At 73.9% G+C, this 20,301-nt stretch carries 22 protein-coding genes; 4 read left to right on the forward strand and 18 right to left on the reverse strand.

The genetic code is table 11. The annotated features are described in order from the left end of the window. Positions 1-17: 17 nt before the first annotated feature. Genes ACIBF7_RS08110 through ACIBF7_RS08120 form a run of 3 tightly spaced genes read right to left on the reverse strand, consistent with a single transcriptional unit; the run spans position 18 to position 2,173 of the window. The gene (locus ACIBF7_RS08110) at positions 18-809 is read right to left on the reverse strand and encodes a VOC family protein (RefSeq protein WP_397196723.1); all 792 of its coding nucleotides are present in this window, start codon (positions 807-809) and stop codon (positions 18-20) included. A 60-nt stretch (positions 810-869) separates the two neighbouring features. Then, positions 870-1,478: a TetR/AcrR family transcriptional regulator gene (locus tag ACIBF7_RS08115; RefSeq protein ID WP_187281177.1), complete on the reverse strand. Its 609-nt coding sequence runs from the start codon at positions 1,476-1,478 to the stop codon at positions 870-872. 32 nt (positions 1,479-1,510) lie between these two features. After that, complete coding sequence (locus tag ACIBF7_RS08120) at positions 1,511-2,173, reverse strand: TetR family transcriptional regulator (RefSeq protein WP_397196724.1); 663 nt, start codon at positions 2,171-2,173, stop codon at positions 1,511-1,513. 74 nt (positions 2,174-2,247) lie between these two features. Between ACIBF7_RS08120 and ACIBF7_RS08125 the strand changes: the two genes are divergently transcribed. Further along, positions 2,248-2,724, forward strand: a complete 477-nt coding sequence (locus tag ACIBF7_RS08125; RefSeq protein WP_397196726.1) for a nitroreductase family deazaflavin-dependent oxidoreductase — start codon at positions 2,248-2,250, stop codon at positions 2,722-2,724. A gap of 42 nt (positions 2,725-2,766) precedes the next feature. Here ACIBF7_RS08125 and ACIBF7_RS08130 read toward each other — a convergent pair whose 3' ends face one another. The 7 genes from ACIBF7_RS08130 to ACIBF7_RS08160 all read right to left on the reverse strand — a co-directional run bounded on the left by ACIBF7_RS08130 (position 2,767) and on the right by ACIBF7_RS08160 (position 8,862). Beyond that, positions 2,767-4,155, reverse strand: coding sequence for an MFS transporter (locus tag ACIBF7_RS08130; RefSeq protein WP_271279183.1), 1,389 nt, complete (start codon positions 4,153-4,155; stop codon positions 2,767-2,769). A 388-nt stretch (positions 4,156-4,543) separates the two neighbouring features. Beyond that, complete coding sequence (locus ACIBF7_RS08135; RefSeq protein WP_271279182.1) at positions 4,544-4,810, reverse strand: hypothetical protein; 267 nt, start codon at positions 4,808-4,810, stop codon at positions 4,544-4,546. Between the two features lie 57 nt (positions 4,811-4,867). Further along, on the reverse strand, positions 4,868-5,032 hold the full coding sequence (locus ACIBF7_RS08140) for a hypothetical protein (RefSeq protein ID WP_397196727.1): 165 nt from the start codon (positions 5,030-5,032) through the stop codon (positions 4,868-4,870). Positions 5,033-5,056: 24 nt separating this feature from the next. Then, the gene (locus ACIBF7_RS08145; RefSeq protein WP_397196728.1) at positions 5,057-6,079 is read right to left on the reverse strand and encodes a FecCD family ABC transporter permease; all 1,023 of its coding nucleotides are present in this window, start codon (positions 6,077-6,079) and stop codon (positions 5,057-5,059) included. Beyond that, the gene (locus ACIBF7_RS08150; protein WP_397196729.1) at positions 6,076-7,062 is read right to left on the reverse strand and encodes a FecCD family ABC transporter permease; all 987 of its coding nucleotides are present in this window, start codon (positions 7,060-7,062) and stop codon (positions 6,076-6,078) included. The genes ACIBF7_RS08145 and ACIBF7_RS08150 overlap by 4 nt, the downstream gene beginning before the upstream one ends. Beyond that, the gene (locus ACIBF7_RS08155) at positions 7,052-7,861 is read right to left on the reverse strand and encodes a siderophore-interacting protein (RefSeq protein WP_271279178.1); all 810 of its coding nucleotides are present in this window, start codon (positions 7,859-7,861) and stop codon (positions 7,052-7,054) included. The genes ACIBF7_RS08150 and ACIBF7_RS08155 overlap by 11 nt, the downstream gene beginning before the upstream one ends. 2 nt (positions 7,862-7,863) lie before the next feature. Next, positions 7,864-8,862, reverse strand: a complete 999-nt coding sequence (locus tag ACIBF7_RS08160; RefSeq protein WP_397196730.1) for an ABC transporter substrate-binding protein — start codon at positions 8,860-8,862, stop codon at positions 7,864-7,866. Positions 8,863-8,969: 107 nt separating this feature from the next. On the opposite strand from ACIBF7_RS08160, the gene ACIBF7_RS08165 reads away from it, so the two are divergent. After that, complete coding sequence (locus ACIBF7_RS08165; RefSeq protein ID WP_148031798.1) at positions 8,970-9,782, forward strand: helix-turn-helix transcriptional regulator; 813 nt, start codon at positions 8,970-8,972, stop codon at positions 9,780-9,782. Here the strand turns inward: ACIBF7_RS08165 and ACIBF7_RS08170 are convergent, their stop codons facing one another. Further along, positions 9,783-10,508 (reverse strand): phytanoyl-CoA dioxygenase family protein, encoded by a 726-nt coding sequence (locus tag ACIBF7_RS08170; RefSeq protein ID WP_397196731.1) that lies wholly within the window; start codon positions 10,506-10,508, stop codon positions 9,783-9,785. It abuts the gene before it with no gap. A 33-nt stretch (positions 10,509-10,541) separates the two neighbouring features. Continuing rightward, positions 10,542-11,501, reverse strand: coding sequence for a helix-turn-helix domain-containing protein (locus ACIBF7_RS08175; RefSeq protein WP_397196732.1), 960 nt, complete (start codon positions 11,499-11,501; stop codon positions 10,542-10,544). A 72-nt stretch (positions 11,502-11,573) separates the two neighbouring features. Between ACIBF7_RS08175 and ACIBF7_RS08180 the strand changes: the two genes are divergently transcribed. Further along, the gene (locus tag ACIBF7_RS08180; RefSeq protein ID WP_148031801.1) at positions 11,574-11,897 is read left to right on the forward strand and encodes a cupin domain-containing protein; all 324 of its coding nucleotides are present in this window, start codon (positions 11,574-11,576) and stop codon (positions 11,895-11,897) included. Here the strand turns inward: ACIBF7_RS08180 and ACIBF7_RS08185 are convergent. The 6 genes from ACIBF7_RS08185 to ACIBF7_RS08210 all read right to left on the reverse strand — a co-directional run bounded on the left by ACIBF7_RS08185 (position 11,884) and on the right by ACIBF7_RS08210 (position 16,900). Then, positions 11,884-12,606 (reverse strand): universal stress protein, encoded by a 723-nt coding sequence (locus tag ACIBF7_RS08185; protein WP_271279174.1) that lies wholly within the window; start codon positions 12,604-12,606, stop codon positions 11,884-11,886. The genes ACIBF7_RS08180 and ACIBF7_RS08185 overlap by 14 nt on opposite strands. 125 nt (positions 12,607-12,731) lie before the next feature. Further along, positions 12,732-13,256 carry a hypothetical protein gene (locus ACIBF7_RS08190; RefSeq protein WP_397196734.1) on the reverse strand — a complete coding sequence of 175 codons (525 nt, stop codon included), beginning with the start codon at positions 13,254-13,256 and terminating at the stop codon, positions 12,732-12,734. A gap of 199 nt (positions 13,257-13,455) precedes the next feature. After that, positions 13,456-13,869 (reverse strand): Hsp20/alpha crystallin family protein, encoded by a 414-nt coding sequence (locus ACIBF7_RS08195; RefSeq protein ID WP_148031804.1) that lies wholly within the window; start codon positions 13,867-13,869, stop codon positions 13,456-13,458. A 141-nt stretch (positions 13,870-14,010) separates the two neighbouring features. Further along, positions 14,011-14,661, reverse strand: coding sequence for a response regulator transcription factor (locus tag ACIBF7_RS08200; protein WP_271279173.1), 651 nt, complete (start codon positions 14,659-14,661; stop codon positions 14,011-14,013). Further along, a complete protein-coding gene (locus ACIBF7_RS08205) occupies positions 14,658-15,923 on the reverse strand; it encodes a sensor histidine kinase (RefSeq protein WP_397196735.1) in 1,266 nt (421 codons plus the stop codon). Before ACIBF7_RS08205 ends, ACIBF7_RS08200 begins: the two co-directional genes overlap by 4 nt. Before the next feature lie 8 nt (positions 15,924-15,931). Further along, positions 15,932-16,900 (reverse strand): hypothetical protein, encoded by a 969-nt coding sequence (locus ACIBF7_RS08210; RefSeq protein ID WP_397196736.1) that lies wholly within the window; start codon positions 16,898-16,900, stop codon positions 15,932-15,934. A 209-nt stretch (positions 16,901-17,109) separates the two neighbouring features. On the opposite strand from ACIBF7_RS08210, the gene ACIBF7_RS08215 reads away from it, so the two are divergent. After that, the gene (locus tag ACIBF7_RS08215) at positions 17,110-20,301 is read left to right on the forward strand and encodes a BTAD domain-containing putative transcriptional regulator (protein WP_397196737.1); all 3,192 of its coding nucleotides are present in this window, start codon (positions 17,110-17,112) and stop codon (positions 20,299-20,301) included.

The raw sequence follows: 20,301 nt of genomic DNA on the forward strand, positions 1-20,301 counted from the left end.
TCCGGGCCCGATCGCGCTCAGCCGGCCACCCGCTGCGAGGCCAGGTCGGCGACCCTGATGCCGAGCTCCGGCACGATCGGCTCCCGCTCGGCGGCGCGCAGGACGTCGGCGAGCTCCCAGGAGACCGCGCCGTCGCCGCGGAAGGCGAGGGCCCGCAGGCCGGGCTCCTCCCCGGTGGCGAGCACCAGGTCGGCCCCGCTCGGCCAGGTGAAGCGGGAGATCCCGGGCTCCAGCGGGGTCTCGGCGCCGCCGAGGACGTCGCGGAGCACCCGGCGCACCGGGTCCCACCGCGACACCTGCCCGGCGACCGCGGGCAGGGCCGCCCAGGCGACCTCGGGTTCGGGCCACGGGGGCGTCAGGCTCAGGCCGGGCATGTCGCCGGCCAGCTCCTCCGGCATCTCCTCGGCCTGGGCCATCTGGACGAGGAAGCCGAGACCGGTGTCCTTGGGGTGCAGGAACGCCTCCTGCCATCCCTCGAAGTCCAGGTTGACGAGGATCGGCTCGAACCCGGCCGCGCCCGCCGCGCCGAGGCTGGCCCGGATGTCGCGCACCTTGAAGGTGATGTGGTGCGGGCGGGCCCGCGCGCCGGTGCCGTCGAGGAAGCGGCGGACGAACGACGCCGGGTCGGAGCCGGGCTGCAGCAGCTCCACCCGCATGCCGTTGGCGTACTCGATCTGCGCGGGGTTGAAGGCCCCGGCCTGCTCGAAACCGTGGCGCCAGCGGCCGCCGAAACGGCCGGCCAGGACCGGGCCGCCCTGGGTCCACCTCCGCACGGCCAGAGCGACATGATCCAGCGAGTAAGCCGTCATGAGACCCCTAATTTCGGACGAAAACCGTCTATTAGACGCTAAAGCGGGCGCCGGGCGGTGTCAAGATCCCGGAGCGCGGTAGTGGACGGCGGAGAGCACGAAGTCCACGGTCTCCTCGGCGTACGCGTCCTTGCGCGCGGCCAGGGAGGCCGTCTGGCTGATCGGCGTCGAGAGGAAACGGTTGGTCAGGACGCCGGCGACCGCGTCCAGCACGAGCGCGGGAGACGTGCCCGGCGGCAGTTCGCCGCGCTCGATGGCGCCGATCACGATGGCGCGGCCGATCCTGATGCGCTCGCGCTGGAACGTCTCCAGCGCCTGCCCGAACAGCTCGGGATAGACCCTGGCCTCGATCTGGGCCCTCAGGTAGACCAGCCCCTGGGGTTCGAGGTAGCTGTCGAGGATCTCGCCGGCCATCCGGATCAGGTCGTTCCGCAGCGAACCGGAGACCTTCTCCTCCGGATGGCGCGGAAGCCCCGTGGCCAGGGCGTCGACGATCAGCTTCTCCTTGCTCCCCCACCTGCCGTAGAGCGTCGCCTTGCCCACATGGGCCCGGCGGGCCAGCACGTCGAAGCTGAACCCCGCCCAGCCGACCTCCCCGTAGAGTTCGAGGGCCGCGGCGTGGACGCGGGTCTCGAGGTCGGGGTCCGGTGGACGGCCTCGTGCGCTCACGCTCCCAGTGTGCCAGATTCAGTGATCATCGCTCAGCGATCGGCGGCCTGCGCCATGGCCTCCACGGCGGACAGCAGCAGGTCGACGCCGAAGGAGTAGTAGGCGTCGAGGTCGGGAGGCCCGGTGAGGGTCGCCGCGAAGGCGGCCAGGTGAGGGTAGCGGCGGGGAGGCAGGCGTTCGAGGTCGAGGCGCTGCCGCCGGCTGAGCTCCGCGGCCTCCTCCTCGTCGCCGCCGGCGCCGCCGGGCTGGCAGGACACCATGGCCGTGGCGCCCATGAGCAGGTAGGTGGCCACCTGGTCGGCCTGCGGGAGGGTGAACCCGGCTTCGGTGAGCAACCCGATCACGGTGTCGGTGGCGCGGTGGTAGGCCTCGGCCGTGCCCTTGTCGATCACCGGCAGCAGGGCGGCGAGATAGGGGTGCGCGCGGGTCTGCTCGACCAGCGCGGTGACCACCGCGCGCAGCCGCTGCTGCCAGGGCCGGCCCGGGTCCACGTCGGCGACGAGCGCCGCGAGCAGGTGGTCGGCGAGCGCGGAGAGCAGCTCGTCCTTGTTCTTGACATGCCAGTAGAGAGCCGTCGGGGTGACGCCGAGGTCGGCGGCGAGGCGGCGGATGGTGACCGCCTGGAGCCCGTCGGTGGCGGCGATCTTCATCGCCCGCTCGACGACGGCCTGGCGGGTCAGCTTCTCCAGAGTCACCCGGCAACTCTACCTGTGCAATGTTCATGTACGGTGTTCATGAACGCTGTGCATGAACACTGGACAGGAGAGTCATGAAGGCCACACGACTGCATCGCCTCGACCGCTGGCTCTATCGGGGCGGGCGCCCCAACCGCCTGGCCCGGGCGATCAACCGGATCTGGGCCACCGTGTTCGCGGCGGGGATCCTGGGGACCGGCCGGATGGTGACCCTCCGGGTGAAAGGCCGGCGCACCGGCCGTGACGTCTCCTTCCCCCTGGTCGTCGCGGATCTCGGGGGTGAGCGCTACCTGGTGGCGATGCTCGGCCAGGACACCAACTGGGTGCGCAACGTCCGCGCGGCCGGAGGCCGGGCGGTCCTGCGCTACGGCCGCACCGAGGCCGTGCGCCTGGAGGAGGTGGAGCCCGGGTCGCGCGCGCCCATTCTGCGCCGCTACCTGGCCGTCTCGCCCGGAGGCCGCACCCACATCCCCGTGGATCAGGAGGCGCCGCTGGAGGAGTTCGAGCGGATCGCCGCGCGGTACCCGGTCTTCCGCGTCACGCCGGCATAGCGGAAGCCCGGCAGCCCGCTCGGACTGCCGGGCTTCCGGCTGTCACGCGGCGTTGCGCGCGGCGAGCGCGGCGCGGGCCGCCTCCACCTTCAACGCGTCCCGCTCGGGGTTGGCCAGCAGCGCGAAGAGCGCGCCGCCGGCGATGGCGATGCCGCCCGCCATCATGAACACGTCGAGATATCCGTCGGCCCCGGCCCCCGAGGCCTTGGCGGCGTCGAGCACCACGCCTGCCAGCCACGGCCCGACCACCGAGAGCAGGCCGCTCAGGGCGAGACCGATCGTCAGGACACTGGTGCGCTGCGCGGCCGGCACGATCTGGGCGAGCGTCGGGTTGGCGACGGCGTAGATGCTGGTGACCAGTCCGTAGCCGAGCATGAGCAGCGCCATGGGCCCGGCGACGCCGGAGACCAGCGGCAGGGCCAGCAGCGACAGGCCGCCGGCCGCCACCAGCGCGCCGCCGATGAGCACGCGGACCACCCGGGCCGGCACGCCCCTGCTGAGCGCCTTGTCCCCCAGCGGCCCGTACAGGAACAGGAACACCACCGACATGATGCTCGGCACCCCGAACAGCGACCCGGCCATGACGGCGGAGAAGCCCAGCCCCTCCTGGAAGTACGACGGGAGCCAGGTGAGCACGATGACCACGAGGATCCCGGCCGCGGTGAAGACGGCGAGGTAGCCGATGAAGGTGCCGGTCAGCAGGATGGACAGCAGCGGCGCGCGCCTGCCCACCGTGGGGTCGGCGGGGCCCTCCGCGACGGCCTCCGCCTTGGCGGGCGTCACGTCGTCGGCGTACGGGCCGACCTTGCCGACGAACGCCCAGGCGACGCACCAGACGAAGCCCATGATCGCCACGGTCAGGAAGCCGGCTTCCCAGCTGAACGCGGCGATGATGACGACGATGACCGGGGCGAAGATCAGCTTGCCGAAGGACGCCCCGGTGGTCAGGATGGCCGCCGGGAGGCCGCGCCGCTCGTTGGGCCACCAGGAGTAGGCGATCGAGTGCATCAGCGAGTTCGCCGGGGCGTCGGCCGCGCCGAGGATGAGCCTGGTCACCAGCAGCAGCCCGGCCGAGGCGGCGAAGAAGATGGGCAGCTGGAGCAGCGACCACACCAGCACGAGGGTGAAGAGGGTGTTCTTGAGCGGCAGCCGGTCCGCCACGAAGGCGAACAGCAGTGCCGCGATCGGGCTGAGCAGGCTCGCCGCGCTGCTGATGGCCCCGAACTCGGCGGCCGTCAGGCCGAGGTCCGCCATCGCGGGCTGCGCGACCAGCCCCAGGATGGCGCGGTCGAGATAGCTGATCAGGGTGCAGCCGAGCAGCATGAGCGTGATGACCCACGCCACGACCGGCCGGTGCTTCGGCGGATCCGCCACCGTGGCGGTGTCGGGGTTGCCTGGTTCGCTCTGCGGTGGAACACGCTCACTGACCATGCGGGGCTCCTTGCGGTGACGTCGCCGGCCGCACGCCGAAGGGCAGGAAGGCATGCGGGCGGGATGTGTGGCGGAGGGCTGGGGGGCTCCCGGGCGTCAGCCGGGAGGCGAGGCGGAAGACGCGCCCGGCTCGTGGCGGTTTCCAGGCGTGGCGGAAGGTCTTGTGGACCGTGCCAAAGGCATGCGTGACGAGGGCGCCGGCACCCCGCCCGCAGGCGTCTTCCGGTAGCTGGAGCGATGAGCTATGGAGCTGGTTTCGTGGCGGTACGCTGGGAATTTAATTTGGACGAAATGCGTCTGCAAAGAGACGCTAAGTCCCGCCCCGCGGAGTGTCAAGAGTGCCGTGGCCAGAGCCCCGCCTAATTTCGGACGATCATCGTCCGCGTACTCAGGGGGTCCAGCCCAGGAACGTCCCTCCCGCGGACATGGCGGTCCACCAGAAGGCCAGCGAGACCACCGGCACCAGCAATCCCCACGGGGAGCTGGCCCGTACCGCCTGGACCGCGGCCACCAGCAGGGCCAGCCACACCGCGAACAGCACGATGATCGCCCAGAGGGGGGCCATGAGACCGCTGGAGACGTAGAAGGGCACCAGCGTGCCCAGGTGGCCGGCCAGCCCCAGCCAGCTCGCCACGCGTCGCGCGACCGTACTCATGCGGGAAAGATCCCAGGTCCACATCACGAGCCGATGTCGGTGACCAGGGCACGACGGTCACGGCCGCCCGGCCACGCGGGTTCCGCGCCCCGGGCAGCCGGTGAACCCGGCCTCGGCCAGGTGGCGGAGCAGCGCGTGGACGGTGCCGGTCCAGGGACGGGCGGGGCGCCTGACGGTCCGGCCGGCCGCGGGGAGCGGCCCGGAGGATGACGCGGCGTGCACCAGTTCTCCGCCGCGCCACCGGTTTCACGTCCGCCCGGCCCTTCTGACGAGCAGCCAGATGAGGTACCCGCCGCCGATCACCGTCGTGACCACCCCGACCGGCAGCGAGATGGGGGCGAACACGGCCTGCGCCACGAGGTCCGCGGCCAGCAGCAGCACCGCGCCGGTCAGCGCGGCGGGCATCAGCGCCACCCCCGCCGTCCCGGCGAGCAGCCGGCCGATCTGCGGCGCGGCGAGCGCGATGAACACGATCGGCCCGGCGACCGCCGTCACCGTGGCCGTGCAGCCGACGCCGGCCAGCACGAGCAGCAGCCGGAGCAGGTTCAGCCGCACCCCTGACGCGACCGCGAGATCGTCGCCCAGCGCGGCCTGGCGCATCCCGGACGACAGCGTCACCAGCAGCAGCGTCAGCGCGCCGATGACCAGGAACGGCAGGACGAGCTCGGCCCAGTCGACCCCGTTCAGCGAGCCCGCGCTCCACCCGGTCGCGGCCATGGCCACCTCCAGCTCGGCCCGCAGCACGATCCAGGAGTTCAGCGCGGTCAGCATGGCGTTCATGGCGATGCCGATGACGATCAGCCGCATGCCGCTGAGCCCGGAGCGCAGCGACAGGAAGTAGACGGCCGCCGCCGCGGCCAGGCCGCCCGCGACGGAGCTGACGGAGAGCTGCGCGGAGGTGCCGCTCAGCACGGTGATGGCGAACAGCGCGCCAGTGTAGGAGCCGGCGTCGAGCCCGATGATGTCCGGGCTGCCGAGGGCGTTCCTGGTGAGGTTCTGGAAGATCGCCCCGGCCAGCCCGAGCGCGGCTCCGAAGACCAGCGCGGCGGCGACCCTGGGCAGCCGCCAGTCGCGGACCACCACGACGGAGTCGCCGTGGCCGGCCAGCGCCGCGAGCACCTCACCGGGATGCGACCACGAGGCGCCGAAGCACAGCGCCGTGAACGCCAGCGCCAGCGCCGCCGCCACGAGCGCGAGCGACGCCACCAGCGGCCGCCGCGCCACCCTGATCGAGTACGTGCCCGCACGCAGCACGACATGACCGGTCATGACCGCACCGCCCCGCGCCGTCGTACCGCCCAGATGAGCACCGGCGCGCCGAGGAACGCGGTGACCACGGCCACCGGCACCTCCCCCGTCGGGAGCAGCACGCGGGCGGCGATGTCGGAGACCAGCAGCAGGACCGGCCCCAGCACCATCGTGTAGGCCATCAGCCACGGGATCGACGCGCCCGCCGCCCGGCGGGCCAGGTGCGGCACCATCAGCCCGAGGAACGCGATCGGCCCGGCGGCGGCCGTGGCCGCGCCGGCGAGCAGGGTGACCAGCACGAGCACGCCGAACCGGGTGCGCGCGAGGTGCCCGCCGAGCGCCCTGGCCACGTCGTCGCCGAGGACCATCGCGTTCAGCGGCCTGGTGATCGCCACGGAGCAGGCGAGCGCCACCGCGATCGTCCAGAGCGCGAGCGTCAGCGGCTGCTGCTCGTGCCCGGCCAGCCCTCCGACGGACCAGAACCGGAACGTGTCGAACACGTCGGGCAGCATCAGCCGCATGCCGAGCGAGACGCCCGCGAGGACGGAGCTGAGCGCCACACCGGTCAGAACCAGCCGCAGCGGCGAGGTCGAGCCGACGGCGTAGACGGCGACCGAGGCCAGCACGGCGCCCGCGAAGGCCAGCCCGAGCTGCCCGGCCGGGCTCCCGGCCAGGCCCAGCACGGCGCCGACGGTGATCGCGAACCCCGCGCCGGCGGTCACCCCGAGGATGCCCGGCTCGGCCAGCGGGTTGCGGGTCAGCGTCTGGACCAGCGTGCCCGCGGTGCCCAGGGCGGCGCCCACGAAGATGCCGAGCACCGTGCGCGGGACCCGGATCCCGCGCACGATCTGGTGCTCGCCGGTCCCGGCGTAGGCGGTGAAGGCGCGCCAGACCTCGGCGGGCGCGATGGCCTGGGCGCCGACGGACACGCTCGCGCCCGCCACGACGAGCAGGAGCACGAGGGCGGCCACGAGGATGGCCGCCCGTCGCCGATCAGTCTTCAAGCCCCGCGACTCCACGCTTCCAGTAGCCGGTGAACAGCGAGTCGAGCCGGCCCGCGCTCCACTGGCGCAGCGGCCTGATGTCGCCCGCCTCGCCGGCCGCGTACAGGAAGACCGGCACGGGCGGCAGCGTGAGGGACTGGACCGTGCCGGCGAGCGAGGAGTGCCCGTTCTCGCGGACGAGCCAGATCACCTCCACGCCGTCGCGCTCGGCGAGCGGGTAGGCGTGCTCGGCGGGGTCGTCGGTCTCGATCACGAGGTGCGCGGACACGCCGGGCGGCGACTCCTCCAGCCACCGCGCCGCCGCGGGCAGCGCGGTCGCGTCGACCGCGAACACGTAGTGGCCGTACGTGTGCGGGAACGCCTTGGCTCCGGGCGGTCCGGCGATGGACACCTCGTCGCCCACCTGGACGGTGGCCGCCCACGTGGCCGCCACGCCGCCGTCGTGCAGCACGATGTCGAGGTCGATCTCGCGGGAGTCGGCGTCGTACCGCCGGATGGTGTACGTGCGCGTGGTGGGCGAGGGGTCGGGCCAGTCGAGCATCTGCTCGTCATTCGGCACGGGGAGGCGCAGGGTGCCGTCAGCGTCCGGGAAGACGATCTTCACGTGGTCGTCGGCCTGGTAGCTGTGGAACCCCTCCAGCTCCGGGCCCCTGAGCGTGAGCCGCAGCATGCGCGGGGTGATCAGCTCGCGGGCGGCGACCGGGGCCGTGCGGATGCCGATCGGGTAGCCGACGCGGGCGACGCCGTTGCCGTTGACGTGGTGCTCGGCGACCCGTTCCCTGGGGTTGTGGCGCTCCATCCTCATGAGGCGAGCAGCGGCGCGAGCGCCTCGTCGACGGCGTCCAGGGTCTTCATCGCCGACTCGTAGGTGGCGGCCTCGGTGTAGCGGATCGGGAAGACCTTGCCGGCCTTGACCGCGGGCAGGCCCTTCCACAGCTCGGAGTCGAGCACGTACTTCACGGCCTCGCTCGGCGTGCCGTCGTCCTGGACCGAGTAGGTGATGGCGTCGGCCTCGCCGAGGCTCTGGGGCAGCTCCTCGATCGAGGGGTACTCCGAGACGTCGCCGGAACCGCCGGTCTTCTCCTTGACCTCGCCGTAGTAGGTGACGCCGACGTCCTCGATGATGTTCGGGCCCCACGACCCGGAGAACTCCCGATGGAACGTGCCGTCGGAGATGTCCCCGTACGCGCCAACATGGCCGAACTTCAGGCCCGACACCGCGTCCTTGTACTTGGCCGTGAATTCGGCGGCCTTCTTCTCGTACGCGGTCTTGGCGGCGTCGAAGTTCGCCGAGCGGCCCGCGGCGTCGGACTGGCGGCGCGAGAGCTCACGCCACGCCGACGGCACCGTCGGGCCGATCACGGCCACCGGGGCGATCGACTTCAGGCGTTCGACGTCCACGTCGGCGAGAACCGGCTTGGGAACGCCGATGACGATCAGGTCGGGCTTGACCTTGGCGATGGCCTCGTAGTTGGTCTCGGCGGCGGACTCCCCCGCGACCTTCTCCAGGCCGTTGTACGTCGCCAGGTCCTCCTCGGACATCAGCGGCAGGCCGCGCTTCCACGTGGAGATGCCGACCAGGGCGGCGTCGGCCTCGATCAGCACGGGCACCGCGTACCCGGTCGCGACGACCCGCTTGGGGTCGGCGGGGATGGTGATCTCGCCGTCGTCGACGGTGAAGGTCCGGGTCGCGGCGGCCTCGGCGGGCTGCTCACCGGACTCGGCCGTACCGCAGCCGGTCGCCAGGGCGAGCGCGAGGGCCACGGCGCCGGCGGTGCGCCAGGGCAGGGCAGAACGCATCAGAAACATTCCTCGGAACAGGGTGAAAGGCCAGGCCACGAGTTGGCCGAGGCATGGTTAGGCTACCCTTACCTAAGTTGCTTGTGATGTCGACGGGAGGTCAGCCGATGTCGCTGAGACGTCAGACCGTGTCCCTGGCGGGGCCGACGGGCGCCGATCCGCTCCGGTGCGAGGAGTACGGCTACGGTCTCGGCCGGCCCACCGGCGTCCTGGTGCTCAAGTACCGGTCGGCGACCGTGCTGGAGTTCGGCGAGAGCCGCGAGGACTTCCTCCACCAGCTCTACTGGTCGCCCGACGGCATGCTGTCGGCCAGGCACGGAGCGCAGGCGCAGTTCGTGGGCCCGCGTGAGGCGTTCTGGGCGCACCGCGCGGTCACCCACGAGGTGCGCGCGGCCGACCGGCAGACGGTCTACCGGATCTGCCTGCGCGAGGTCCCCGCGGCGCTCGGCGGGCTGCGGGCCGGAGCGGTCTCCGTCGCCCCCGAGGCGGCCAGGCTGATCGAGGCCATCGCGCGTCCCGGTCACGACGAGGCCGCCGCCCTGGAGGCGCGTGCCCGCATCATGGCCGGGGTCGCCCCGGCGGGCGCGGAGCCCGCCGGGCACCCCGGCTCGGGCACCGGCTTCGCGCTGGCGGTCGTGCGCGAGCTGTCGCACAACCCCGGCGAGAGCGTCCGCCTCGACGAGTGGGCCGAGCGGCTGCACGTCAGCGTCAAGACGTTGCAGCGCGACTTCGAGCGCGAGTTCGGCATGCCCTACTCGCGGGTGCGCACCAAGCTGCGGCTGCGCACCTCGCGCGCGCTGCTGGAGACCCGGCCGGTGTCGGAGGTCGCCCGCCGGGTCGGCTACTCCAGCCCTTCGGCGTTCATCACGGCCTTCGTGAAGGAGTACGGCTGCACGCCCGGACGCTACTCGGCCAGGTAGTCAGGAGAGCAGGGCGCGGGCCAGGGCGTTGCCCTCTCCCGGCGCGACCGGCTGCTTCAGGAACACCGGCCCCTGGGACATGAAACGCGGCCGGGTGCCGCGGTGCTCGTCGGCGGCGTGCACGGTCAGCGGGTGCAGGAGGTACATGTCGCCGGGCAGGCCGGTCGCGTGGGCCACCGGGCGGTCCTTGGAGGCGGCGTCGAGCAGCGGCCCGGCCTCGAACGGGTCGAGCACCCGCTCGCCCAGCGCCTCGGCGGCGTCGCGGTGCGAGCCCACCCGGACGCGGGTCGGCGCGTCGTCGTCGCCCACCTCCGACAGCAGCACGAGCAGCAGCATCGTCTCCGGCCGGCCCGACACGGCCCACGAGCCGTCGGGCCTGGCCACCGAGGCGTCGATGTGCCAGCCCCGGTCGTCGACCGGCGCCTTGCCGGGGAAGCGGATCGGCATGTTGCCGAGGGCGGCGCGCGGCACCCATCCACCGGGCCCGGCGATCTCGTCGAGCGCCTCGCGCAGCCGCGGGCTGCGCGCCAGCTCGCCGAAGGCGCCATGGCCGGTCATGTCGGCGGTCCACACCACCGGCTCCCGCCAGGCGGCGGGGTCGTCGGGCGAGAGCCCGATCTGCTGCCACACCTGCGCACTGGCCGCGTCCGCGACCTCACGGGGCACGGCCGCCTCCAGCTTGGCGAATCCTTCGGTCACGAACCGGTCGACGTCCACGACAGTCATGCGAGCCACACTAACGACGCCGTCCACCGGTTTTCAGCGATCTCCGCACGGCGCGAAGGATCGGCGGTAGGCGGCGGGAGTCGTACGCACCAGGGTGTGGAAGCGTCTGCGGAGGTTGGCGGCCGACGACAGGCCGACCCTGGCCGCGATCGTCTCCACGGGGAGGTCCGTCTCCTCCAGGAGGGTCCGGGCCGCCGCGACGCGCTGCTGGAGCAGCCAGCGGCCGGGGGTGACGCCGAGCTGCCCGGCGAACCGGCGGGCGAGCGTCCGGGGGGAGATGCCGGCCTGGGCGGCGAGGTCGCCGACGCCGAGCGGCTCGTGCAGCCGTTCGAGCGCCCAGTCGAGGACGAGGGCGAGCGACTCCGGCGGGTGGCCGTCGCGGTCCTGGGCGGCGTACTGGAGCTGGCCGCCCTCACGGTGCGGCGGCATGACCATGTGCCGGGCGATCCTGGCGGCGTGCGCGGCGCCGTGGTCGGCGCGGGCCAGGTGCAGGCACAGGTCGATGCCCGCGGCGGTGCCCGCGCTGGTGGCGACGTCGCCCAGGTCGATGTAGAGCGTGTCGGGCTCGACCTGGACATCGGGGAAGCGCGCGGCGAGGTCGGCGGCCATCCGCCAGTGGGTGGTGGCCCTGCGGTGGTCGAGCAGCCCCGCCTGGGCCAGGAGGAACGCGCCGGAGCAGATCGCGACGATGCGGGCGCCGCGCCGGTGCGCCCGCCGCAGCGCGTCGATCACGGCGGGCGGCGCGGGGCGCTCGCGGTCCTGCCAGCCGGGGACGACCACCGTGTCCGCGGTCTCCAGCGCGGCCAGCCCCAGGCGTACGACCATGTCGTAGCCCGCCAGGGTCGGGACCGCGCCCGGCCGCTCCCCGCACACGGCGAACGCGTAGCGGGCGGGCAGCCCGGGGCGGCTCATGCCGAAGACCTCGGCGGCGCAGGCCAGCTCGAACGTTGACTGCGGCGGCAGCACCAGGGCGGCCACCCGGTGAACACTCATGGCAGAAAAGTACCCGAAGGCGTCATTCCAGACACTGGGCCACGGGGGCCCGCCGTCGCGACGATGGGTCCCATGACGCGAGAGCCCGATGATGTTCAGGTCCTGCACGTGGACGAGGTCGAACCGGTCGAGGTGGTCCCCGGGATCATCCGGCGGCGCCTGCCCGCCACGGAGTGGGCGCGCGGGTGGATGTACGACTTCGCCCCGGGGACGGAGTGGCCGGAGGACGACGTCCACGACGGGGAGGAGCGCTATTACGTGATCTCCGGAGAGTTCGTCGACCGGGGGCGGCGGCTCGGGCCGGGCAGCTACGTGGTGTTCGCGCCCGGCAGCACGCACCGTCCGCGCACCGAGACCGGCGCCCGCATGCTCGGCATCAGCATCATGACCCGCTGACCGGCTTCCGGCCGCCCACCACCGCCACGGGGCACGGGACGCGCCCCTGGAACACGCCCGCCACACCGGCGCGCGTGGCGTGCTCACGGCCGGCGACCACGAGAGAGGCGGACGCCCCGGCGGCGAGCGGCTCGGTGCGCACGCCCGGGTGGCGCGCCGCCTGCTCGGCGAGGTCCGCCGAGGCGGCGAGCGGCAACTGGCGCAGGGCGGCCTCCTCGAACGCGAACTCCAGGACGGCCGCGTCCGGCACCGGGTCGGCGACGACGATCGGCCCGGGGTTCGTCGTCACGGGCAACGGTCCCGGCCCCCGTACGACGACCACGGGGCAAGCGGCGTGGACGGCGACGTACTCGGCCACCGAGCCCACGACGGCCCTGGACAACGTGTTGAGCCCGCGCGATCCGACCACGACGAGCGCGGCGTGCTCGGAGAGCTCGACGAGGCGTTCGGCGGCGGATCCCTCGTGGAGGTCCGTCTCGACGCGTACGCCTGAGCTGGTCTGGCGGGCGCAGTCGGCGCCGTGCCACAGCACGTGCTCGGCCGCCTTGCGCAGGTGGGCCTTGGCCTCCTCCGCCGCCTGGCCGTAGGGCCACTGCCAGGCGTGGGCGACGGTCAGCGGCAGTTTTCTGAGCTCGGCCTCGTCCAGGGCCCAGTCGAGCGCCTGCACGGAGAAGTCCGAGCCGTCGTAGCCGAGCAGGATCTGGTTCATGTAACCATCGTCCCCCCGGTGACGGCACCTCAACGAGAGGCTTTCGTCCTCCTGACCAGGGTCTTCCAGCCGGGCATGCCGGCGCCCACCTCCGGCTGCCGGAGGTGGGCGCGGGATCGGTCGCGCTACTTCAGCCAGGCGGTGCGCCGCACGATCGGCAGGTTGCCCAGCCCCCAGGTGCGTCCGGCTTCGGCGAGCGCGAGACCGACGAGGACGATCGAGTAGATGATGTGATCGTCCATGAACGGGTTGTTGGCCAGGGGCAGCTCCGCCGCCCACATGAGCACCAGCATCGCGGTGCCGGCGCCCGCCGCGATCCGCGTGCCGACCCCGAGGACCAGCGCCAGGCCGACGCCGAGCAGACCGGCCATGAAGAGCCAGTCCACCCACGCCTGACCGGCCAGGCCCGAGAAGAGGCCGCCGAGCGCGTTCTCGCCCGTGCCCTTGAGGAACCCGGTCGTCGGGCTGCCGCCCGAGATCCAGGCCCGGTCGGCCGGAGTGGCGAACCCCCACCCGAAGGTCTTGTCCAGGAACGCCCACAGGAAGACCCAGCCGATCGAGATCCGGGCGACCGCCCAGACGTAGTCGACCGGGGGTCGCGCCTGCGCGGCGCCGGTTTCCCTGACGGGCCTGCTGACGGTGGCGTCCATGATGGCCCCCCTTCCGAAGGGTGATCGCCGTTTCCGTGTCACCCACAGCACACCGCATGCGCGGTCTCAGGAGCAGTGCCGTACGACTCCCGGCACGAGGACCTTCGTCCCGTCACCGCTCCCCCGGCGGACCGCTGCCGCGAGGCGGCGCGCGAAGGGCGCGGGCGGGGGAGATCCCCGTCCGCGCCCGGTCGTGGCGTCAGTGCTCGACGGCGATCCGCCGGCCCTCGGCCTTCTTCTCCTCCTCCAGCCCCACGCTGATCTCCAGGACCCCGTCCTTGTAGACGGCCTTGACGTCGTCGGTCCTGGCCGTGGCGGGCAGCGTCACCGTCCGCGAGAGCGCCCCGTAGGCGAACTCGGAGCGGTGCGGCTCGGTGGCCCGGTGGGTCTTCTCAGCGCGGATGTGCAGCATGCCGCCGTCCACGGTGACCTCGATGTCCTCCTCGGGGTCGACCCCGGGGAGTTCGGCCCGCAGCACGTACCGATCATCGGCGATGTAGTCCTCGACCCGGACGAGCTGACCGAACGGGCGGAACCCGAACATCGGGTTCTCCACCCACTCCAGCAGCTCCGGGAACGGGAACCTGACATCTCTCCGCTCGGGCAGGTTCATGGCGGCCTCCTTCCGTGTCCCACGTCTCCAGGCCACACCCGGCACGACCGCGTAACCAGAGAAGGAGGTCCCGCGACGGCGGGACCATCGTCACCATTTACTCAGGGTCGGGAACGGTGCCTCCCCAGCGTCACCCGCCGGTCAGCCCTCACCCGGGGTGACGACACCGGATTCGTAGGCCAGCACCACCGCCTGGACGCGGTCGCGCAGCCCGAACTTCGTCAGGATGCGCCCGACGTGCGTCTTGACCGTGGCCTCCGACAGGAACAGCTCGGCCCCGATCTCGGCGTTGGAGGCGCCCCTGGCCAGGCCGCGGAAGACCTCGCGCTCACGCTGCGTGAGCGCCCCGAGCACGGCCTCCGGGTCGGTGCCCGGCTTCGTCACGAGCTGCCGGACGAGACGCCGCGTCGTGGAGGGCGCGATGATCGAGTCGCCCCGGTGCACGTGCCGGATCGCGGCGATGATCTCCTCCCCCGGCGCGTCCTTCAGCATGAACCCGCTCGCGCCGGCCCGCAGCGCGGCCAGGGCGTGCTCGTCGAGGTCGAACGTCGTCAGCGCCAGCACCTTGGGCGGGTCGTCCAGCCGCTGGATCTCCCGGGTCGCGGCGACGCCGTCCATCCGGGGCATGCGGATGTCCATCACCACCACGTCGACGCGCCGCGACTCCAGCCCTTTCAGTGCTTCCAGGGCCTCCAGCCCGTCTCCGGCCTCGGCGGCGACCTCCATGTCGGGCTGGGACCTGACGACCATGGTCAGGCCGTTGCGCAGCAGCTCCTGGTCGTCGACGATCATGATCCTGATGATGGCAGACTCCTCGGCTCGTAGGGCACGGCGGCCGACAGTTCGAAGCCGGCCCCGGGGCGCCCGCCGGCCTCCAGGGTGCCTCCCACCATGCTGAGGCGTTCGCGCATCCCGGCCAGCCCGACGCCCGCCTCCGCTTCCGCGGGCCCGGCGCCGTCGTCCTTGATGGTGATGTGCAGGCCGTCCGGACGCCACGCGAGCGTCAGGTCGGCCGCGGCCACCGGCCCCGCGTGCTTGATGACGTTGGTCAGCCCTTCCTGGATGACGCGGTAGGCGGTCAGGTCGACGGCGGGGCGCAGCGGCCGGGCGTCTCCGACCTCTTGCACCGCGACGCGGACGCCTGTCGTGCGTACGTGGTCGAGCAGGTCGGAGAGGTCGCCGAGGCCCGGCTGCGGAGCGGTGCCGCCGTCGGCGCGGAGCACACCCAGCAGGCCGCGCATGTCGCGCAGGGCGTCGCGCCCGACGCCGGCGATGGTGGCGAACACGGCCGCGCCGGGCGAGCCCGGGCCGGACAGCCTGCCGCCCTCGGCCTGGCTGACCATGACGGCCAGCGAGTGCGACACCACGTCGTGCATCTCGCGGCTGATCCGGTCGCGCTCCGCCCGCGCCGCCTCGGCCCGCTCGCGCGCGCGGTCGGTCTCGGCGCGTTCGGCCTTCGCCCTGAGCTCGGCCAGGAACAACGCCCGGACCCGGCTGAGGCGGCCCAGCGACCACAGGCACGCCGTCACGGCGACCAGGCCGGCCGACAGCCCGATCCGCCAGGCGACCAGGTCGTAGCCGCCCGACGAGCCTCCCCACGAGGCCGGGTCCCAGAACCGCGCCAGGACCAGGACCACCCCGGTCAGGGCGACGGCCAGGCAGGCCAGCCCGGGCAGCAGGTCCAGCCTGCTGGACACCGTGTAGAGCAGCAGACCGAACACCAGCGAGCTGGGCAGCAGCACCGCCGGGTAATAGGCGCCGGACGGGTCGTGCAGGGGCGGCAGCAGCACCAGCAGCAGCATCGCCGCGGCGGCCAGGCCGTACGCCGTCAGCGGGCGCAGGCGGCGCGCGACCACGCAGCCGTGCAGCACCAGCAGCCCGGCCCCCGCGAACAGGCGCAGGGAGAGCGGGCTGCCGGACGCTCTGAGCAGGCCGAACGAGACCAGGCCGAGGGGCACGGCGAGCAGGACGGCGAGCACGGCGTCGCCGCTCACCTGGTGCCGTCGGAGAAACGAGTCCACCGCGGCCTCGGCCGGAGACGGGGACTCTTTCACACCCGCCATTATGGTCGGCGGCCGTGCGCGGCGTTCCGGCGGCTGAGGTACGCCAGGGCGGCCACCGCCAGGGCCGCGCCCCACAGCGGCCACAGCATCTCCGGCAGCCAGGCGCCCAGCTCGTCGCCCGCCCCGGCCGGGCCGAGCCTCTCCCCGCCGAGTTTCTTGCGTACGTACATCAGCCCGGCGGACGTGATGGGCAGGGAGACGGCCAGCGCCGCGCAGGCGGGGAGGCGCGCCGGGACGGGCCGCCCGCGCAGGAACGGCACCCAGCGCGGCCAGACCTCCCCCCACGGCCGGACCAGGCCGAGGGTGAGGACCGCGCCGAGGAGCCCGACGGCCGCGAGGCCGGCGCCGATCGGCGTGATCTCGTCGATGTACGCCAGGAACTCGTCGCTGATGCCGACGGGGATCCCCAGCAGCCAGCCGAAGCGGGTGACGGCGTAGAAGACGGGGACGGCGACCGCGACGGCGACCGCGTACAGGCCGGCCCTGAGCGCGCCGGCGGCGCTGCCGGGCCGGTCGGCGAGCAGCGCCCGCGTCCCCAGGACCATGAGGCTGACGCCGGCCGCCGTCAGGATCAGCAGGTTGAGGCTCGGCCAGGTCAGCATGGACATGATCAGCGAGAACTCGGCCTGGCCGGCGAGCACGGCGACGAGCATCACCGGCAGGTACCCGGCCGTCATCATGATGCGCACGTCCGGCAGGAGCACCGCCAGGCCGGCTCCGGCAACGACGGCCACGACGGCGGCGGCCCGGGTGAGTCGGCCCCTGGCGGCGAGCACGGCGACGCCGCCGGCCACCAGCGCCGACACCGCCAGCACGCTCCCGCCGACCGCGGGCGCGAGCGGGTCGAGCAGGGTGTTGCCCGGCCCGGGACGCCCGGCGTCGAAGGGGTACCCGGGCCCGCCGAGCGCCCAGAGAAGGCCGAGGGCCAGATAGCTCACCGACCAGACAGCGATGATCAGGACAGACATCGCCGGACGGCGCCTTCGCGGTTGAGAGGTGTTCACCCGGCTCAATCTGCCGCCGCGGCGGCCTCCCGCACATCGTCGCCAGGTCGCGACGGGGTCATCCGGAGGTCTCGCCTTACGGCCGCTACCCGCGCACCACCCGCTGACCGGCGCGCGTGCCCCGCCGGCGGCTGGTACCTTGCGCGGCGGGGTTTCCACGGCGGAAGGACGTCATGCGATTCGGGGTGCTGGGGCCGCTGGCCGTGTGGACCGATCACGGCGAGCCCGTCTCGATCCGGGGGCGCATGGTGCGGGCCCTGCTGGCCGACCTGCTGGTGCACGAGGGACGTCCGGTGTCGGCGGACCGGCTGGTCGAGGACCTGTGGGGCGGGGCGGCGCCGGCCGACCCCACGGCCGCACTCCACGTCCGGGTCTCCCAGCTGCGCCGGGCCCTGGCCGGCGCGGAGCCCGACGGCCGGAACCTGGTGGTGTCGCAGGCTCCCGGGTACGCGTTGCGCGCCGGGCCGGAGGCGGTGGACGCGGCGCGGTTCGCGGCCCTGACCGGGCGGGCGCGGGCTTCCGGCGATCCACGGGTGCGGGCGGGCCTGCTGGCCGAGGCGCTGGAGCTGTGGCGCGGCCCCGCGCTGGCCGACTTCGCCGACGAGGAGTTCGCCCGGGTGGCCGTGGCCAGGTGGGAGGAGCAGCGGTTGGCCACGCTGGAGTCCTGGGCGGAAGCCCGGCTGGAGCTGGGTGAGCACGGCGACCTGGTCGGCGGGCTGGGCGAGCAGGTCGCCGGGCATCCCTACCGGGAGCGGCTGCGGGCGGCCCACATGCGCGCCCTCTACCGGGCCGGCCGCGCGGGCGAGGCGCTCGACAGCTTCCAGGAGCTGCGGCGCGCGCTCGCCGGCGAGCTGGGCCTGGAGCCGGGCCCCGAGCTGGTGGCGTTGCAGCGGGCCATCCTCACCGGTGACCCGGCGGAGGACGCCCCCGTACCGGCACCGCGGTCGACCCGGCCGACCACCAATCTCCCCGCGCCGGTGTCCGAGCTGGTCGGCCGCGACCTGGCAGTGCGGCGGGTGCGGGAGTCGCTGACCGCCGGCCGGCTGGTCACGCTCACCGGCCCCGGCGGGGTGGGCAAGACCAGCGTGGCGCTCGCCGTCGCGCGCGCCCTGGTCGAGACGTTCCCGGAAGGCGTGTGGCTGGTTGACCTGACCGCCTGGGACGGGCGGGGTGACCCGGCGGAGCTGGTCCTGTCGGTCCTGTCCATCCCCGACGCGCCCGGCGATCCGGGCCCGGCGGGCGAACGGCTGGCGGCCGCCCTGCGCGGGCGGCGGACGCTGCTGGTCCTCGACAACTGCGAGCATGTCATCGAGCCCGTGGCCGAGCTGGTGGGGGCGTTGCTGCCGGCCGTGCCGGAGCTGCGGGTGCTGGCCACCAGCCGGGAGTCGCTGCGGCTGCGCGGCGAGGTCCGCCGGGATCTGCCGCCGCTGGACGTGCCCGACAGCGACGACCCCGCCCGGCTGGCGGACTCGCCCGCCGTGCGCCTGTTCCTGGCGCGGGCCGGGCTGGCTCCGGAGCCGGACACCGTCGCGGGGGTGGCCGAGGTGTGCCGGCGGCTGGACGGCATCCCGCTGGCGCTGGAGCTGGCCGCCACCCGGGCTCCGGCGCTCGGCGTGCGGGAGCTGGCGGCGCGCCTGCGCGTGTCAGGGGACCGGTTCGGGCTGCTCGGCTCCGGGCCGCGCGACGCGCCGGCCAGGCAGCGCACGCTCGCGGCGGTGATCGACTGGAGCTGGAGGCTGCTGACCGAGCCCGAGCAGGCCGTGCTGCGCCGGCTGGCCGTCCACCCGGGCGGGTGCACGCTGGCCGCGGCCGAGGCGGTGTGCCGCGGCGGCGTGGTCTCCGGCGGCGAGGTGCTGGATCTGGTGGCGGGGCTGGTGGACCGCTCGCTGGTGACGCGCGGGGAAGGGCCCCGGTTCCGGCTGCTGGAGTCGGTCTCCGCCTACTGCCTGGACCAGCTGGGCCGCAGCGGCGAGGAGGCGGAGCTGCGGCGCCGGCACGCCGGCCACTACCTGGCGCTGGCCGAAGAAGCCGGACCCCGGCTGCGCGGGCCGGGCCAGCGGGAGTGGCTGCGCCGGCTGGACGCCGAGGCCGCGAACATGCGGGCAGCCCTGGAGACCTTCCGGCACGAGGGCGCGGCCGAGCCGGCGCTGCGGCTCACCACCGCTCTGGTCTGGTACTGGTTCCTGCGGGGCCGGTTCGCGGAGGCGCGCCGGGCCCTGGAGGCGGCGCTGGCCGTGGCGGGCGACGCTCCCCCGGAGCTCCGGGCCCGGGCCGGGACCTGGCACCTGGGTCTCTCGATCCGCCTGGGACAGGCCGGGCCGGAGCGGGTGACGGAGACGCTGCGCGGGTTCCCCGAGACCGACCAGGCCGGACGGGCGCACGCCGCCTGGTTCCTGGCCGCGTCCATCATCGACTTCGGGGACGAGAAGACCACCGGCGAGCTGCTGGAGCCGGCGCTGGACACGTTCCGGGCGACCGGCGACCGGTGGGGCGAGGCAGCGGTGCTGAGCACCCGCGCGATGCTCGCGCACCTGCACGGCGACCAGGGCGCGCTGGAGCACGACGCCCGGCGCGGCGCGGCCCTGTTCGGCGACCTGGGTGACGACTGGGGGGTGCTCCAGGCCCGCGACTGGCTGATCGGCCTGGCCGACCTGACGGGCGACTGGGCGGAGGCGGCCCGGCTGGCCGAGGACGACCTGCGGATGGCCGAGGACCTGGGGCTGTGGTCCGACGTGGCCGGTCGGCAGGCCTGGCTGGCCTGGGTCCACGTCCAGACCGGGGACCCACTGCGTGCTCTCCGCCACGCCGAGCAGGCCAAGCGGCTGGCCGCGGAGCTGGGTCAGCGCTCGGGTGAGGTGTTCGCCACCATCGGCCTGGCCTTCGCCGCCCGCCGGGCGGGCCGGCTCGACCTCGCCGAGGAGCACCTGCGCGGGCTGCTGGCCGAGGCCCGCGACCGGCAGGCCGGAGACGGCGACCCGCCGTACCTGTCGATGGTGCTGGTCGAGATGGGGCTGCTGGCCGGCGAGCGGGGCGAGCACGCCGCCGCGCTCCCCTGGCTCCGGCAGGGCTTCGACGCGTATCGCGACCAGGGCTCGGCCCGCGGCATGGCCTGGGCGATCGCGGGCATGGCCGCCGCGGCGGCGGCCGACGGGCGGCCCGGCGTGGCCGCGCGGTCGCTCGGCGCCGCCGCGGCCGCGTGGCGGGAATCCGGGCAGCCGCTGTCCGACTCCGAGCGCGACGAGCTGGCGAGGATCACCGGCGGGGTCGAGGCCGCGGAGCCCGGCTTCGCCGCCCTGTTCGCCGCCGGTGACGGGCTCTCGCTGGAGCGGGCGCGCCGGCTGCTCGACGACGCCCCGGGCACGTGA

This window comes from Nonomuraea sp. NPDC050478 (genome assembly GCF_044458265.1).
In the GTDB taxonomy this organism is placed as follows: Bacteria; Actinomycetota; Actinomycetes; order Streptosporangiales; family Streptosporangiaceae; genus Nonomuraea; species Nonomuraea ferruginea.